The sequence below is a fragment of the Methylopila capsulata genome (assembly GCF_016907975.1).
Taxonomy (GTDB): domain Bacteria; phylum Pseudomonadota; class Alphaproteobacteria; order Rhizobiales; family Methylopilaceae; genus Methylopila; species Methylopila capsulata.
Genome location: NZ_JAFBCY010000001.1, coordinates 530,116 through 545,234 on the forward strand (window position 1 = coordinate 530,116; position 15,119 = coordinate 545,234).

The 15,119-nt window shown below is 70.2% G+C and carries 12 protein-coding genes; 10 read left to right on the forward strand and 2 right to left on the reverse strand.

All coding sequences use genetic code 11. The features are described 5' to 3' along the window. The first annotated feature begins 150 nt into the window (after positions 1-150). Positions 151-1,356, forward strand: coding sequence for a TIGR03862 family flavoprotein (locus JOD31_RS02505; protein ID WP_204948733.1), 1,206 nt, complete (start codon positions 151-153; stop codon positions 1,354-1,356). Positions 1,357-1,421: 65 nt separating this feature from the next. Here the strand turns inward: JOD31_RS02505 and JOD31_RS02510 are convergent, their stop codons facing one another. Both JOD31_RS02510 and JOD31_RS02515 read right to left on the reverse strand, forming a co-directional pair. Beyond that, a complete protein-coding gene (locus tag JOD31_RS02510) occupies positions 1,422-1,865 on the reverse strand; it encodes a DNA polymerase III subunit chi (RefSeq protein ID WP_204948734.1) in 444 nt (147 codons plus the stop codon). Positions 1,866-2,013: 148 nt separating this feature from the next. Further along, on the reverse strand, positions 2,014-3,522 hold the full coding sequence (locus JOD31_RS02515; RefSeq protein ID WP_204948735.1) for a leucyl aminopeptidase: 1,509 nt from the start codon (positions 3,520-3,522) through the stop codon (positions 2,014-2,016). Positions 3,523-3,735: 213 nt separating this feature from the next. Between JOD31_RS02515 and lptF the strand changes: the two genes are divergently transcribed. From lptF to JOD31_RS02560, 9 genes are all read left to right on the forward strand, one after another. Further along, complete coding sequence (gene lptF / locus JOD31_RS02520) at positions 3,736-4,869, forward strand: LPS export ABC transporter permease LptF (RefSeq protein WP_204948736.1); 1,134 nt, start codon at positions 3,736-3,738, stop codon at positions 4,867-4,869. Then, entirely contained in the window at positions 4,866-5,984 is a 1,119-nt protein-coding gene (lptG, locus tag JOD31_RS02525) for an LPS export ABC transporter permease LptG (RefSeq protein ID WP_271206147.1), read from the forward strand. The genes lptF and lptG overlap by 4 nt, the downstream gene beginning before the upstream one ends. 50 nt (positions 5,985-6,034) lie before the next feature. Further along, the gene (locus JOD31_RS02530; protein ID WP_204948737.1) at positions 6,035-8,515 is read left to right on the forward strand and encodes an LPS-assembly protein LptD; all 2,481 of its coding nucleotides are present in this window, start codon (positions 6,035-6,037) and stop codon (positions 8,513-8,515) included. Positions 8,516-8,628: 113 nt separating this feature from the next. Continuing rightward, on the forward strand, positions 8,629-9,573 hold the full coding sequence (locus tag JOD31_RS02535) for a SurA N-terminal domain-containing protein (RefSeq protein ID WP_204948738.1): 945 nt from the start codon (positions 8,629-8,631) through the stop codon (positions 9,571-9,573). 1 nt (position 9,574) lies between these two features. Next, complete coding sequence (pdxA, locus tag JOD31_RS02540; RefSeq protein ID WP_204948739.1) at positions 9,575-10,597, forward strand: 4-hydroxythreonine-4-phosphate dehydrogenase PdxA; 1,023 nt, start codon at positions 9,575-9,577, stop codon at positions 10,595-10,597. Continuing rightward, positions 10,594-11,439, forward strand: coding sequence for a 16S rRNA (adenine(1518)-N(6)/adenine(1519)-N(6))-dimethyltransferase RsmA (rsmA, locus tag JOD31_RS02545; protein WP_204948740.1), 846 nt, complete (start codon positions 10,594-10,596; stop codon positions 11,437-11,439). Before pdxA ends, rsmA begins: the two co-directional genes overlap by 4 nt. Before the next feature lie 63 nt (positions 11,440-11,502). Next, the gene (gene rnr, locus JOD31_RS02550) at positions 11,503-13,863 is read left to right on the forward strand and encodes a ribonuclease R (protein WP_204948741.1); all 2,361 of its coding nucleotides are present in this window, start codon (positions 11,503-11,505) and stop codon (positions 13,861-13,863) included. Beyond that, positions 13,860-14,312, forward strand: coding sequence for a DUF983 domain-containing protein (locus JOD31_RS02555; RefSeq protein ID WP_204948742.1), 453 nt, complete (start codon positions 13,860-13,862; stop codon positions 14,310-14,312). The genes rnr and JOD31_RS02555 overlap by 4 nt, the downstream gene beginning before the upstream one ends. After that, positions 14,309-15,043, forward strand: a complete 735-nt coding sequence (locus JOD31_RS02560; RefSeq protein ID WP_204948743.1) for an NUDIX hydrolase — start codon at positions 14,309-14,311, stop codon at positions 15,041-15,043. Before JOD31_RS02555 ends, JOD31_RS02560 begins: the two co-directional genes overlap by 4 nt. Positions 15,044-15,119 lie beyond the last annotated feature (76 nt).

Below are 15,119 nucleotides of genomic sequence, written 5' to 3' on the forward strand. Positions count from 1 at the left end.
GGTCGCGCGGGCCGAGTGATCGAGATAAGTAGTCGACCTCAGCTTAAGGAAACGAGAATCACGATGCGAGCGCGGACGTGGATCGAAGTCGAATTTCTATCTTCCGAACCGTTCGGAAGTCTATTCCTCTTTAGCGTTCGCTGAAGTTCCATGACAGCGCAAGCACTCGTCATCGGCGGCGGCCCCTCTGGCCTGATGGCGGCGGAAACGCTCGTCGCCTCCGGACTGCACGTCCGAGTCATCGACCGAATGCCGTCGCTTGCGCGAAAGTTCCTGCTCGCCGGGCGGGGCGGACTGAACCTCACGCACTCCGAGCCGCTGGAGCGCCTGCTCGAGCGGTACGGACCGGCGCGTCCGCGGCTGGAGCGCGCCCTCCGCGACTTTCCGCCGGACCGGCTCGTGCGCTGGTGCGAGGACCTCGAGCTCGAGACCTTCGTCGGGTCGAGCGGACGCGTGTTTCCTAAGACCCTGAAGGCCTCGCCTCTGCTTCGGGCCTGGTTGCGCCGGCTTGAGGCGCAGGGCGCGTCGTTCGCCCTGCGGCGGCGCTGGACGGGCTGGTCCGATGACGGCGCGCTGACGTTCGAAGGGCCTGAGGGCGGCGAGACCGCGCGGCCGGACGTCGTTGTGCTCGCGCTCGGCGGCGCGAGCTGGCCGCGGCTTGGCGCGGACGGCGCCTGGACCGGCGCGCTCGAGGCGGCCGGGGTCGCCGTCGCTCCGCTCGCGCCCGCGAACTGCGGCTTTCGCGTCGGCTGGTCGAGCTTCTTCGCCGAACGCTTCGCGGGGCAGCCGCTGAAGCGCATCGCCCTGACGTTCGACGGCGAGACCCGCCGCGGCGAGGCGCTGGTCACCGGCGACGGGATCGAAGGCGGGCTGGTCTATGCGTTCTCCGCCCCGCTTCGGGACGCGATCGCGCGCGACGGCTCCGCGACGGCGGCCCTCGACCTGCGGCCGGACCTCGCTGAAGCCGACCTCGCCGCCCGCATCGGCGCCGGCCGCGGGGACCGGTCGCTGTCAACGCATCTCCGCAAGGCCGCGGGCCTGCCCCCGGTCTGCGTCGCGCTTCTGCGGGAGGGTGGCGATCTCCCCCGTGAGCCGGATGCGCTCGCGCGGCGGATCAAGGCGACGCCGCTCCAGCTGGTCGCCCCGCAGGGCCTCGCCCGCGCGATCTCGACCGCCGGAGGGGTGCGGTTCGACGAGCTCGACGAGCGGTTCATGTTGACGCGACGGCCCGGCGTGTTCGTCGCCGGCGAGATGCTGGACTGGGAGGCGCCGACCGGGGGCTACCTGCTCCAGGCCTGTTTCGCGACCGGCCGCGCCGCCGCCGAGGGAGCCGCCGCCTGGATGCGGCCGGGGTAGAAGCGCGGCGCTTGTTCTCACCGCATCCCTAGGACCCGGCTCCGCCTTAAGCCCGTCTCCGCCGCTCAGGCCTTCTTGCGCCAGCGGCCGTCATCGTCCTGCTGCCAATAGGTCAGGGCGTGGCCGCCGGCCTTCAGCGTCTTCCATTGCGCGCGGGCGGCGTCGAGCGCGTCGGGGTCATGCCCGTCGAACAGCACCAGCGCGCGCTCGTAAGGCGCGAGGTCGGGAGGCTCGGCGCCGTCGACCAGCACGCGCACCGCGGCGCCGTTGGGGTTGCCGTCCGAGGTCGTCAGCCAGATCGGCTCCTCCGCTCCCTCGGCGTCGGCGCCGTGGGGCAGGAAGCTCTCGTCGGAGTAGGTCCACAAGGCGTCGTCGAGCGCGGAAACCCGTTCCGGCGCGGAGGCTTGGACGACGACCTTCCACTTCCGCTCGAGGCACTTCTCAAGCAGCGCCGGCAGCGCCTTGTCCAGGGGCTGGCGCGTGAGGTGGTAAAAGAAGATCTCGGTCATAGGCGCTCTCCCCCTACGAACCGGTCCCGAACGAGACGGGTCCTCCGGCTTGACCGGAGGACCCATGCCGAACGTCGAGCGCGACGTCGGACATGGATGGTCCGGTCAAGCCGGACGATGACGCCTGATCGGGACGCGCACCGTCGCGTCACTCCTCGTAATAGTCCTTCACCAGCCGATCGAGCAGCCGCACGCCCCAGCCGGAGCCCCAGCTGCGGTTGATGTCGCTCGCGGGCGAGCCCATTCCGGTGCCGGCGATGTCGAGATGCGCCCAGGGCGTGTCGTTGACGTGCCGCTTGAGGAACTGGGCCGCGGTGATCGAGCCGCCATGGCGGCCGCCGGTCTGCTTCATGTCGGCGAACTTCGAGTCGATCAGCTTGTCGAACTCGGGACCCATCGGCATGCGCCACACCTTCTCGCCGGTGGCGAGGCCGGTCTTGTAGAGCCGCTCCGACAGATCGTCGTCGTTCGAGAACAGGCCGGCGTTGTCGACGCCGAGCGCGACCAGGATCGCGCCGGTCAGCGTCGCGAGGTCGACCATGAACTTCGGCTTGAAGCGATCCTGAACGTGCCACAGCACGTCGGCCAGCACGAGCCGCCCTTCCGCGTCGGTGTTGATGATCTCGATGGTCTGGCCGGAGAGGCCGGTGATGATGTCCCCGGGGCGGTAGGCGTTTCCGTCCGGCATGTTCTCGACGCAGCCGATCGCGCCGATGACGTTGACCTTGGCCTTGCGCGAGGCGAGCGCGTGCATGAGGCCGACGACGCAGGCGGCGCCCGCCATGTCGCCCTTCATGTCCTCCATGCCGGCCGAAGGCTTGATGGAGATGCCGCCGGTGTCGAAGATCACGCCCTTGCCGACGAAGGCGACGGGCCGGGCGTCCTTATCCTTCGCGCCGTTCCAGCGCATGATGGCGACGCGGCTCTCCTGGCTGGAGCCCTGCCCCACCGCAAGCAGCGCGCCGAAGCCCGCCTTCTTCAGCTCCTTCTCGCCGAGAATCTCGACCTCGACGCCGAGCTTCTCCAAGCCTTGCGCGCGCCGGGCGAACTCGCTCGGGGTCAGCACGTTCGGCGGCTCGTTCACGAGCGTGCGGGCGGTCTCCACGCCCTCGGCGAGGCCTTCCTTCAGCTTCCAGGCCTTCTTGGCCGCCGATTCGTCGGCGACGGCGAACGTCGCCTTGGCGAGGCCGGCCGCGTCGTCGTCCTTCTTCTTGGTCTTGTACTGGTCGAAGGCGTAGCCGCGCAGGCGGAAGCCGAGAGCGACGTCGGAGACGGCTTCGGCCTCGATCCCGGCGACGGCGTCGAGCAGGACGGTGACGCTCTCCGCGAAGGTCGGTAGCTTACCGCGGATCTGGCCGCCGAGCTTGACCCAGTCGGTCGGCTCCTTGCCGTCACCGAGGCCGACGACGATCAGGCGCTCCACGCCGGGCAGCGCCGGGGAGAGCAGCTCGAAAGCGGCGCCCTGGCGGGCCTTAAAGCGCTCCGCGCCGGCGGCCGCGCTCAGCGTTCCGAGGATCGGCGCCAGGAACTCCGCGGTCGCGTCGCCGAAGGCGAGGTCCGGCCCGGCCAGCGCCACGACGACGCCGCTCGCCCCCGCGCTCAGCTTCTGGAAGCCGATCTTGATCGGCCCGCGGGACTGGTCGGAGCTCTTGGACATCGGAAGCGACACTCCTTGACTGCGTTCGCGCGCTCGAAGATCGCGCGCTACGCCGGGTTGTCCTCATCTATACGAGGCGACCGCCGCATGAAAGCGCCCGCGACCGCGTCGCGCAGGGGGCCCGCTTGCGTTTCGCTTCGAACCGGCTTTGAAGTGGCGGCGGGACGCGTTCGTGACCGCAGCAGGTGCGGCCGCGCGGTCGATCGTGAGCGCATGCCGGTTCTGGAACGCTACATTTTCGGCCTGACGGCGAAGGCCTTCGTCGCGAGCCTCATCATCCTGACGGCGGTGATCTGGACGACGCAGGCGCTGCGCGAGCTGGACGTGGTGACGGCGCAGGGCCAGACGATCTGGATCTTCCTGCTGATCACCGGCCTCACCATTCCCTCGCTGTCCGTGATCCTCGCGCCGATCGCGCTGTTCGGCGCGGCCGTCTGGTCGCTGAACCGTCTGAACGCCGATTCCGAACTGGTGGTGATGTCCGGCGCCGGCGTCGGCCCGGCCCGGCTGCTGCGGCCTTTGATGGCGCTGACGCTGATGGTCTCGGTCGTCGTCGGGATGATGAGCGTCTGGGCCATCCCGGAATCGCTCAGGGCGCTCCGCTTCCAGCTGACGCAGGTGCGCGCCGACGTGGTCGCCAACATCCTGCGCGAGGGCCAGTTCACGCCGATCGAACAGGGGCTCGTCGTCCACGTCCGGGAGCGCCGCGGCGGCGCGCTGCTCGGGATCTTCGTGCAGGACACGCGCGACGCGCCCCAGGAGGTGACCTACCTCGCCGAGCGCGGCCAGATCGTCGAGGAGCAGGGCTCGACCTTCCTCGTGCTGGAGAACGGCTCGGTCCAGCGGCGGGAGGCGCCCGACAAGGACCCGGCGATCGTCGTGTTCCAGCGTTACGCCTTCGATCTCTCGCCCTTCACCGGCCTGAGCGAGGTCACATCCTATAAACCACGCGAGCGCTACACTTCGGAACTCGCGGCGCCGGACGTGAACGACGCGGCCTACAAGGCCCAGCCCGGCCGGTTCCGCGCCGAACTGCACGAACGGCTCGTCAATCCCTTGTACCCGCTCGCGTTCATGTTGATCGCCTTCGCCGCCATCGGCCGCCCAAGGACCACGCGCCAGACGCGGGCCTATGGCGTGCTGGGCGCGATCGCGGCCATGGCGGCGCTGCGGATCGCGGGTCTCGGAGCCACCAACCTGCTGGTCGCCACCCCCTACGCCGCGCTCGCCGTGTACGGGCTCCCGATCGGCGCCGGCGCCGCGGCGCTGTGGCTCGCCTTCGGGCGCAGGCCGCGCTCTCCGGCGCCGCCCGTCTCCTCCCCCCTCGCCGCCGCGGCCAGCGCGTGACCGGCTCGCTCGCCATTCCCGTCGGAGCGCTCACCGGGACGCTCTCGCGCTACTTCGCCCGCAAGGTCGCGCTCTCGATCCTCGGCGTCATCCTCGCCACGATCCTGCTCGTGTTCGTCGTCGATTTCGTCGAGCTTCTGCGCCGGGCGGGCGACGCCCGCGGCGGCGGCGCCTCGATCACGGCGATCGCCAATCTGTCGCTGCACCGGACCCCTGCAATCATCGAGCGCGTGCTGCCGTTCGCGACGCTGTTCGGCGCGATGGGGGCCTTCGTCATGCTCAGCCGCCGGCTCGAACTCGTGGTGGCGCGGGCGAGCGGGGTCTCGGCCTGGCAGTTCCTGGCGCCGGCCGTCGCGGTCGCCATCGGCGTCGGCGTGGTTTCGACGCTTGCGTTCAACCCGGTCGCCGCGCGCATGCAGGACCGCGCCGAGCGGATGGAGGCGCGCCTGTTCTCATCCACCGGACGGTCCTCGGAGCAGGCTCGCTGGATTCGGCAGCGCAGCATCGACGGACAGGCGGTGATCCGCGCCAACAGCGCGGCCAGCTCCGGCGTGTCCCTGAACGGCGTCACCGTCTTCAGCTTCACCCCCGAGGGCCAGTTCCGCGAACGCCTCGAGGCGCGCAACGCCAAGCTGGTCGACGGCGCCTGGGATCTCGACGACGTGCGGGTGATCGCCGTGGGGCGGGAACCGCAGTCCTTGGCGCGCTACCGGCTGCCGACGAATCTCTCCGCGGCGCAGGTCCGCGAGACGCTCGGCGCGAAGTCCATGGTGGGCTTCTGGGACCTTCCGGGCGCCATCGCGCTTGCAGAACGCGCGGGACTGTCGCCTCTGCGCCACAGGCTTGAACTCCAAGAGCTTCTTGCCCGTCCGGCGCTCCTGACCGCCATGGTGCTGATCGCGGCCACCGTCGCGCTCCGGTTCTTCCGGTTCGGGGGCGTGGCCCGGACGATTCTCGGTGGCGTGGGTGCGGGCTTCGTGCTTTATGTCGTCACCGAATTCGCCGACGATTTGGGGGCGGCGGGCCTTGTGAATCCAGTTGCGGCGGCTTGGCTTCCAGCCGTCGTTGGATGTCTCGTGGGCGCCACCGTGTTGTTGCATCAGGAGGACGGATGACGCCGGCGACGCGCCCCGCCCTTCCCTTATCTGGCAGTTCATTCCGACCGATGCAGCTTCTCGGCCGTCTCCTTGTCGCCGCGCTTCTCAGCTCGACCGCTCTCGCCGTCGCGACGCCGTCGCTTGCGCAGAACGCGAACGAGTTCATTCCGGCTCCGCCCAAAGCGAAAAAGTCGAGCAAGGGCGGCATTCCGAACTTCATGTCGTCCCGCCCGTCCGCGAACGGCGCCGTCGTCGACCGCTCCACCGCCACCCGCCGCGATCCGAACGCGCGGATGCTGATGGAGGCGAAGGAGCTCGTCTACGACTTCAACAACGAGGTCGTGACGGCGGTCGGCTCCGTCGACATCTATTATGAAGGCCGGGCCGTGCAGGCCGACCGGGTCGCCTACGACCAGAAGGCGAACCGCGTCCGCGCCACCGGCAACGTCAAGCTCACGGAGCGCGACGGCACCATCGTCTACACGGACTCCGCGGATCTGAGCGACGATCTGCGCGACGGATTCATTGAGTCGATCCGCGTCCAGACCACCGACAACGCGCGGCTCGCCGCCGCTCGCGGCCGTCGCGAAGGCGGCAAGCTGTCGGTGTTCGACCGCGCCGTCTACACCGCCTGCGAGCTGTGCCGGGACAATCCCGAGAAGCCGCCGCTCTGGCAGATCAAGGCGAAGCGCATCATCTTCCGTGAAGACGAGAAGATGGTCTATTACGAAGACGCCACCTTCGAGCTCTACGGCTACCCGATCGCCTGGCTGCCGTTCTTCTCGCACCCCGATCCGTCGGTGAAGCGGAAGTCGGGCTTCCTTGCGCCGACCTACGGGCATTCCGGCGATATCGGCTACTCGATCGAGACGCCCTACTTCTGGGCGATCGCGCCGAACATGGACGCGACGATCGCCCCGATCGTCACGTCCAAGCAGGGCGTGATGCTGAAGGGCGAGTTTCGTCACCGCCTCATCGACGGCGCCTACAAGATCCGTGCGGCCGGCATTCACCAGCTCGACAGCGATCAGTTCGACGACAAGCTCGACGAGGCGAACCCCAACAGCCTGACGATCGGACCCGGCGACAAGGACAACCGCTGGACCTTCCAGTCCGATGGCGAGTTCGCCATCAACGACAAGTGGAAGTGGGGCTGGGACGTCGCGCTCTATTCCGACAAGTGGGTGCGCGGGGATTACGACCTCTGGGGCAAGAGCCGCGAAGCCGTGTCGACGCTCTACCTGACGGGTCAGGGCGACCGTAGCTACTTCGACCTTCGCGGCTACCACTTCTACGGCATGACGCGGTACGACCAGCAGGACCGCCTGCCGAACGTCGCGCCGGTGCTCGACTACAACTACGTGTTCGAAAACCCGGTCTACGGCGGCGAGCTGGCGTTCAACGTCAACGCCACCAGCCTCTACCGCGAGGACAACGAGTTCCGCCGCGGGCGGCTCGGCGTCGGCTCGTTCAGCGACGTGGCGCTGATCGGCGCGGCCGGAACCTACAGCCGCCTCTCCGTCGACACCCAATGGCGCAAGCGCTACGTCGACCCGATCGGTCAGGTGTGGACGCCCTTCGCCTTCCTGCGCGGCGACCTGATCTATTCGAACCCGGACTCCTCCGCCCGCGTCGGGCCGTTCCTCGACGACGGCCAGGAGGCTTTCCTCCGCGGCATGGGCGGCGTCGGCCTCGAGTATCGCTATCCGTTCATCGCGATGAACAGCCTCGGCACGCATCAGATCGAGCCGATCGCGCAGATCATCCTGCGCCCGAACGAAACCCACATCGGCGACTTCGCCAACGAAGACGCCCAGAGCCTGATGTTCGACGACACCACGTTGTTCTCGTGGAACAAGTTCTCCGGCTTCGACCGCATCGAAGGCGGTAGCCGCGCGAACGTCGGCCTGTCCTACACGCTGACCACGGCCGGCGGCGCATCGTTCAACGTGATGGGCGGCCAGTCGTACCACCTGTTCGGCAAGAACTCCTACGCGAACGGCGATCAGGACGCCGCCCGCACCGGCTTGCAGTCCGGGCTGGAGACGTCGCGCTCCGACTACGTCGCCGGCGCGACCTTCGTGCCGGTCAAGAATTTCGCAATGGCCACGCACTTCCGGTTCGACGAGAAGAGTTTCGCGGTGCGCTCGGCCGAAGTCGAAGGTCGCGCGACGCTCGGCCGCTTCCAGGGCAACCTGTCTTATGGCCGCTACGACAAGCAGCCGGAGCTCGGCTACGACGACATCCGCGAGGGCGTGCTCGCCGGCGCACGCGTGTTCGTGACCAAGGATGTCTATGTCGGCGGCGGCGCCCGCTACAACTTCGACCGGAACGAGTTCGACAAGAGCCAGATCGGCTTCGGCGTCAACAACATCGAAGACTGCATCAATCTCGCGTTCGACTACATCCGCGAATACGACATCGACACCAGCGCGAGGCGGCTCGACAGCATCGATCACAAGTTCCTGCTGCGCGTCGACTTCCGGACGCTGGGTTCGGCCAGCGTCTCGACCAGCCGCTCGAACGACGTGTTCGACGGCGAGAACTGATCCGGCCTCTCACGACGGTTGACGGGCCGCCCGGCGGCGGAGAAAAAGACCGCCGCATGATAGCCGCGGCCGCGACTCCAAGCGTCCGCCCGACGAAACGGAACCCGACGTCCATGCTTTCGCATCCTCGTCCCCTGCGCTCCCGCCTTCGCCGGCTCGTCCTTCCCGCCTTCGTCGGCGCGGCGCTCGCAGGCGCCGCCCTGCCCGCCGCCGCCCAGTCGATCGCGGTCGTCGTGAACGGCCAGCCGATCCTATCGAGCGAAGTGACGGGACGCGTCGCGCTGATGAACCTCGCCGGCGGCGGCAAGGGCGGCTCCGTGGCGGCCGCCCGCCAGGAGCTGATCGACGAGAAGCTGAAGCTCACCGAGGCCAAGCGCTACAACATGGTCGTGAGCGACGAGCAGGTCGAGGCCGCCTTCGCCTCGATCGCCCAGCGCACCAAGCTGTCGCCCGCCCAGTTCACCCAGGCGATCGGCCAGCGCGGCGTTCCCGCGCGCACGCTGAAGGACCGGCTCAAGGCCGAGATTTCCTGGGCGCAGCTGGTTCGCCGCAAGTTCGCGTCCCAGATCGCGGCGCGCGAGAAGGACGTCGTCTCGAGCGTCGGGGCGGCCGGCAAGGCGGACAACCGCGCGACGCAGTACACCCTGCGTCAGGTCGTGTTCGTGCTGCCGAAGAACGCCTCCGACGCGCAGGTCAACCAGCGTCGGGCCGAGGCCAACGCCGCCCGCGGACGCTTCCCCGGCTGCGCGCAGGCGGTTCAGTTCGCCTCGAGCCTGCGCGACGTCGCGGTGAAGGAGCCGATCACGCGGTCCACCGCGCAGCTCGGCAAGCCGATTTCGGACAACCTCGCCAAGGTGAAGGTCGGCGGATTGACCTCCCCGGAGCGCAGCGAGCAGGGCGTCGAGATGATCGCGATCTGCGAGCGCAAGGACATCGCCGACGACAGCATGATCCGGCGCCAGGCGGCCGAGGAGCTCGGCAGCAAGCAGGCCGAGGAGCAGTCCAAGAAGTACCTCGAGCAGCTCAAGAGCCGCGCGATCATCGAAGTCCGCGGGTAGCATGACCGGTCTCGTCGACGTCCCGCTCGCCCTCAGCCAGGGCGAGCCCGCGGGCGTCGGCCCCGAGATCGCTCTCATGCTGTGGGCCGCGCGCAAGACGCGCGACGTGCCCGCCTTCGTCGCGATCGGCGATCCCGCGCTGTTCGCGGCGCGCGCGAAGCTGATCGGGCTCGACGCGCCCGTGGTCGAGGCGGAGCCCGAGGCCGCCCCCGCGCTGTTCGCCGACCGTTTTCCCGTCGCGCCGATCGGCGACCGCTGCGTGGCGAAGCCCGGTCACCCCGACGTGCGCGACGCGCCCACGGTCATCGCCGCCATCCGCCACGGAGTGGAGCTGGTGCACGCCGGCCGCTGCGCCGCGCTGGTCACCGCGCCGATCGCGAAGGCCCCGCTGGTCGAAGCCGGCTTCCCTCACCCCGGCCACACCGAGTATCTCGGCGCGCTGGCCGAGAGCCTCTGGGGCGCGCCCTGCCGCGCCGTCATGCTGCTGTGGGCGGAGGAGATCGCGGTCGTCCCCGTCACGGTGCACATCCCCTTGAGCGAAGCGCCCAAGCGCCTCACCGAGGAGGAGATCGTGGAGACCGCTCGGATCGTCGCGCGCGACATGCGGCGCCGGTTCCGCATCGAGGAGCCGCGGCTCGCCGTCTCCGGGCTCAATCCGCACGCCGGCGAAAACGGCGTGCTGGGCCTCGAGGACGATGCGATCATCGCGCCCGCCGTGCGGCGGCTGAAGGCCGAGGGCGTCATGGCCACCGGGCCGCACCCCGCGGACACCCTGTTCCACGCCGCCGCCCGCGCCCGCTACGACGTCGCGATCTGCATGTACCACGACCAGGCGCTGATCCCGGTGAAGACGCTCGCCTTCGACCGCGCGGTGAACGTCACCCTCGGCCTGCCCTTCGTGCGCACCTCGCCCGACCACGGCACGGCCTTCGACATCGCCGGCACGGGCACGGCGAACCCCGAGAGCCTGGCGAGCGCGCTGACGCTGGCCCGGCGCCTCGCCCGCGAGCCCGCGCTCGCGTGAGCGCGATCGACGACCTCCCGCCGCTCCGCGACGTCATCGCCCGGCACGACCTCGCCGCCAAGAAGTCGCTCGGCCAGAACTTCCTGCTCGACCTCAACCTCACGGCCCGCATCGCCCGCACCGGCGGACGGCTGGAGGGCGTGACCGTGGTCGAGGTCGGCCCCGGTCCCGGGGGCCTTACGCGTAGCCTGCTGGCGGAAGGCGCGAAGCGCGTCATCGCGATCGAGAAGGACACCCGTGCGCTGGGCGCCCTGGCCGAGATCGCCGCGCGCTACCCCGGCCGGCTCGACGTCATCTCCGGCGACGCGCTGGAGGTCGACATGGCGGCGCTGGTCGGCGACGGGCCGGCGCGGGTGGTCGCGAACCTCCCCTACAACGTCGCGACCCCGCTGCTGATCGGCTGGGTCGCCTCCGACCGCTGGCCGCCGTGGTGGGACGGGCTGACGCTGATGTTCCAGCGCGAGGTGGCGGAGCGCATCGTGGCGCAGGCCGGCGACGACGCCTACGGCCGCCTCGGCGTGCTCTGCGGCTGGCGCTGCGAGGCGCGGATCGCGTTCGACGTCGGCCCGCAGGCCTTCACGCCGCCGCCCAAAGTTACGTCTTCGGTGGTGCGGCTCACCCCGCGCGAAACGCCGCTGCCCTGCCCCATCCGCGCGCTGGAGGCGGTGACGCAGGCCGCCTTCGGCCAGCGCCGCAAGATGCTGCGCCAGAGCCTCAAGAGCCTGGGCGACGCCGCGGCGCTGCTGGCCGCCGCCGGCGTGGAGCCCACACGCCGGGCGGAGGAGATCCCCGTGGAGGGCTTCGTGGCGCTGGCGCGGGCCTTTGAGGCGACGCGGGGCTGAACCTGCGCGCCGCGTCGGAAATCGTATAGGGTCCGTCGATCCTCCACGCCGCAAGGGACCGCCTTGGCCCGTAAGATTCCCGCTCCCCCGAAAGCCCCGAAGCCCGCCCTGCCGCGCGGCCTGCCCTCGCGCGACGAACTTGTCGCCTTCATCAAGGCGCAGGGCGGCAAAGTCGGCAAGCGCGAGATCGCCCGCGCCTTCCGCATCACCGGCGAGGGCCGGATCGAGCTGAAGCAGATGCTGGCCGAGCTCGAATCGGAGCGGGTGCTCGACCGGCGCGGCAAGCAGATCGGCACGGCGGGGCACCTGCCGTCGGTCGTGCTCGCCGACGTCACCGGCCGCGACCGCGACGGCGACCTGCTCGCCAAGCCGGCCGACTGGGACGAGGACGAGTTCGGCCCCGCCCCCGTGATCCTCGTCGACGTGCCGACCCGCGGGCGCAAGCCGGGGCTCGCGCCGGGCGTCGGCGACCGCATCCTGATGCGCGCCGAGCCGCTGGGCGACATCGATCCCAGCGGCCCGACCCACCAGGGCCGCGTCATCAAGATCCTGTCGAAGCCTTCCGCGCGCGTGCTCGGCATCTTCCGCGCGCTGCCGGACGGCTCCGGCCGGCTGGTTCCGGTCTCCAAGCGCGACGCGGGCAAGGAGCTCGCGATCGCCGCCGACGCGACCGACGGCGCCAAAGACGGCGACCTGATCGCCGCCGAGATCGTCAAGCAGGGCCGCTACGGCCTGCCCGCGGCCCGCGTGCGCGAGCGCCTCGGCTCGCTCACCAGCGAGAAGGCGGTGAGCCTGATCGCGATCCACACCCACGCCATCCCGCACGTGTTCCCCCGCGAGGCGCTCGCCGAAGCCGAGGCCGCGCGCGAGGCGACGATGAAGGGGCGCGAGGACTGGCGCCGGCTGCCGCTCCTCACCATCGATCCCGCCGACGCCAAGGACCACGACGACGCGGTCCACGCCGAGCCGGACACGGACCCCAACAACGCCGGCGGCCACATCGTCACCGTCGCGATCGCGGACGTCGCGGCCTACGTCCGTCCCGGCTCGGCGCTCGACCTCCAGGCGCTCGACCGCGGCAACTCGGTCTACTTTCCCGACCGGGTCGTCCCGATGCTGCCCGAGCGCATCTCCAACGACCTCTGCTCGCTGCGGGAGAAGGAGAACCGGCCGGCGCTGGCGGTGCGGATGGTTGTCGGCAAGGACGGGCGCAAGCTCCGCCACTCCTTCCACCGCATCATGATGAAGTCGGCGGCGAAGCTGTCCTACAGCCAGGCGCAGGCCGCGATCGACGGCGCGCCCGACGACGCCACCGGCCCGCTGCTGGAGCCGGTTCTGAAGCCGCTCTGGGCGGCCTATGCGGCGCTCAAGATCGCCCGAGACGCCCGCGGGCCGCTCGACCTCGACCTCCCCGAGCGGAAGCTGGTGCTGAAGCCGGACGGGACGGTCGACCGCGTGATCGTGCCGCCGCGCCTCGACGCCCACCGGCTGATCGAGGAGTTCATGATCCAGGCGAACGTGGCCGCGGCCGAGACGCTGGAGACCAAGCGCACGCCGCTGGTCTACCGCGTGCACGACGCGCCCTCGATCGAGAAGCTGACGGCGTTGCGCGAGCTGCTGGCCACGCTGGACATCGAGTTTCCCCAGTCCGGCAACCTCAGGCCCGCCGCATTCAACAAGATCCTCGTCCGGGTCGAGGACTCCGAAAACGCGAGCCTCGTGAACGAGGTGGTGCTGCGCACCCAGGCCCAGGCGGAGTACGCCTCCGAGAACTACGGCCATTTCGGCCTGAACCTGCGCCGCTACGCGCACTTCACCTCGCCGATCCGCCGTTACGCCGACCTGATCGTGCACCGGGCGCTGATCCGGGCGCTCGAGCTCGGCTCCGACGGCCTCCCGGAGACCGCGACCCCCGAGACGCTGGGCGAGATCGGCGCGCGCATCTCGGCGGCGGAGCGCCGCGCCATGGCGGCCGAGCGCGAGACGGTGGATCGGCTGATCGCGCACTTCCTTGCCGACCGCGTCGGCGCGACCTTCACCGGGCGCATCGCAGGCGTCACCCGCTCCGGCCTGTTCGTGAAGCTGGCCGAGACCGGCGCGGACGGCTTCGTGCCGATCGGCTCGCTCGGCAACGACTACTTCGTGCACGACGAGGCGGCGCGGGCGCTCACCGGCAGCGCCACGGGCGAGAGCTTCCGCCTGGGCGACACGGTCGAGGTGAAGCTGGTCGAGGCGGCGCCGGTCGCCGGCGCGCTCAGGTTCGAGATGCTGTCCGAGGGGCGCGCGGCGCGCCCGGTCGGCCGCGGCAAGCGGGGCTTGCGCCGCGCCTCTGCGACGGCGCGGCCCTCGAAACCCGGTCCGAAAGGGCCTAAGTCAGGACCGAAGAAGCCGCCGTCAAAATCGGGCAAGGGACGCCGTTCATGAGCGCACAGGTCACGATCGCGGGCGGTGGGGCCGAGCAGGCCCGGCCGGTCGCCCGCTCCATGGGCCGCGGCCTGATGCTCCGCTGCCCCGCCTGCGGCGAAGGCCGGATCTTCCGCGCCTATCTCAAGGTCGTGGACGCCTGCGACCACTGCGGCGAGGAGCTGCACCACCAGCGCGCCGACGATGCGCCGCCCTATGTCGTCATCACCATCGTCGCCCATGTCGTCGTCGCGGGGCTGCTCGCGGTGGAGGTGGCCTACAAGCCCGAGATCTGGGTGCATCTCGCGCTCTGGATGCCTCTCACGATCATCCTGTCGCTCGCCCTGCTGCCGCCCGTGAAGGGCGCGCTGGTGGGGCTGCAGTGGGCACTCCGCATGCACGGCTTCGGCGGCGAGGACGACAGCGCCCATCTCGCGGATGGCGGGCTCAAGCCGGAGAGCCGCCCGTGAGCGACGGCGGCGCCGAGCAGATCGCCGAAGCCGCGCCGGCGAAGGCCTCCGCGCCCCGCCTCGTGCCGAAGGACGCGGCCACCATCATCCTGGTGGACCGGCAGGCGTCCGAGCCGAAGCTTCTGATGGGCAAGCGCCACGAGGGCGTGCGCTTCATGCCCGGCAAGTACGTGTTTCCCGGCGGCCGCGTGGAGCCCGAAGACGGCCGCGTCAACATCGCCGGCGCCTACGCGCCGCATGTGGAGCGTCGCCTGCAGGCGGGCGTGCAGCGCCCGTCGATCACCCGCGCCCGCGCCTATGGACTGGCCGCCATCCGCGAACTCGCGGAGGAGACCGGCCTGCTGATCGGCGAGACCGAGACCGGCGCCTTCGAGCCCCGCGGCGACGCCTGGAAGCCCTTCGCCGACGCCGACGTGTTCCCCTCGCTCGAGGGCCTGCACTTCGTCGCCCGCGCCATCACGCCGCCCGGCCGGCCCAAGCGCTTCGACACCCGCTTCTTCGCGGGCGACGCCAGCCTGGTGACGGCGAAGGTGGACGGGATCGTGACCGCGGAGGCGGAGCTGGTGGAGCTGGTCTGGGTCTCTCTGCCCGAGGCCCACGAGCTGGATCTGCCGGCGATCACCCGCATCGTGATCGACGATCTCGCGCGACGACTCGACGAGGGGCTCGAGCGCGACCTGCCGGTGCCGTTCTACCGGCAGGGCTCCAAGTCCGAGCGCGAGCATCTCTAAGCCGGCGAGCAGAAAGACGCTGCGGCCGCCGACCGTCTTCTTCGGAAAGCCCGGTGGTTCTGGGTCCCGGCTCAAG

Bases quoted from the DNA above. Each gene is read 5' to 3' on its own strand.
- JOD31_RS02505 (WP_204948733.1), top strand. From the start codon at position 151: ATGACAGCGCAAGCACTCGTCATCGGCGGCGGCCCCTCTGGCCTGATG.
- JOD31_RS02510 (WP_204948734.1), bottom strand. From the start codon at position 1,865: ATGACCGAGATCTTCTTTTACCACCTCACGCGCCAGCCCCTGGACAAG.
- JOD31_RS02515 (WP_204948735.1), bottom strand. From the start codon at position 3,522: ATGTCCAAGAGCTCCGACCAGTCCCGCGGGCCGATCAAGATCGGCTTC.
- lptF (WP_204948736.1), top strand. From the start codon at position 3,736: ATGCCGGTTCTGGAACGCTACATTTTCGGCCTGACGGCGAAGGCCTTC.
- JOD31_RS02530 (WP_204948737.1), top strand. From the start codon at position 6,035: ATGCAGCTTCTCGGCCGTCTCCTTGTCGCCGCGCTTCTCAGCTCGACC.
- JOD31_RS02535 (WP_204948738.1), top strand. From the start codon at position 8,629: ATGCTTTCGCATCCTCGTCCCCTGCGCTCCCGCCTTCGCCGGCTCGTC.
- pdxA (WP_204948739.1), top strand. From the start codon at position 9,575: ATGACCGGTCTCGTCGACGTCCCGCTCGCCCTCAGCCAGGGCGAGCCC.
- JOD31_RS02555 (WP_204948742.1), top strand. From the start codon at position 13,860: ATGAGCGCACAGGTCACGATCGCGGGCGGTGGGGCCGAGCAGGCCCGG.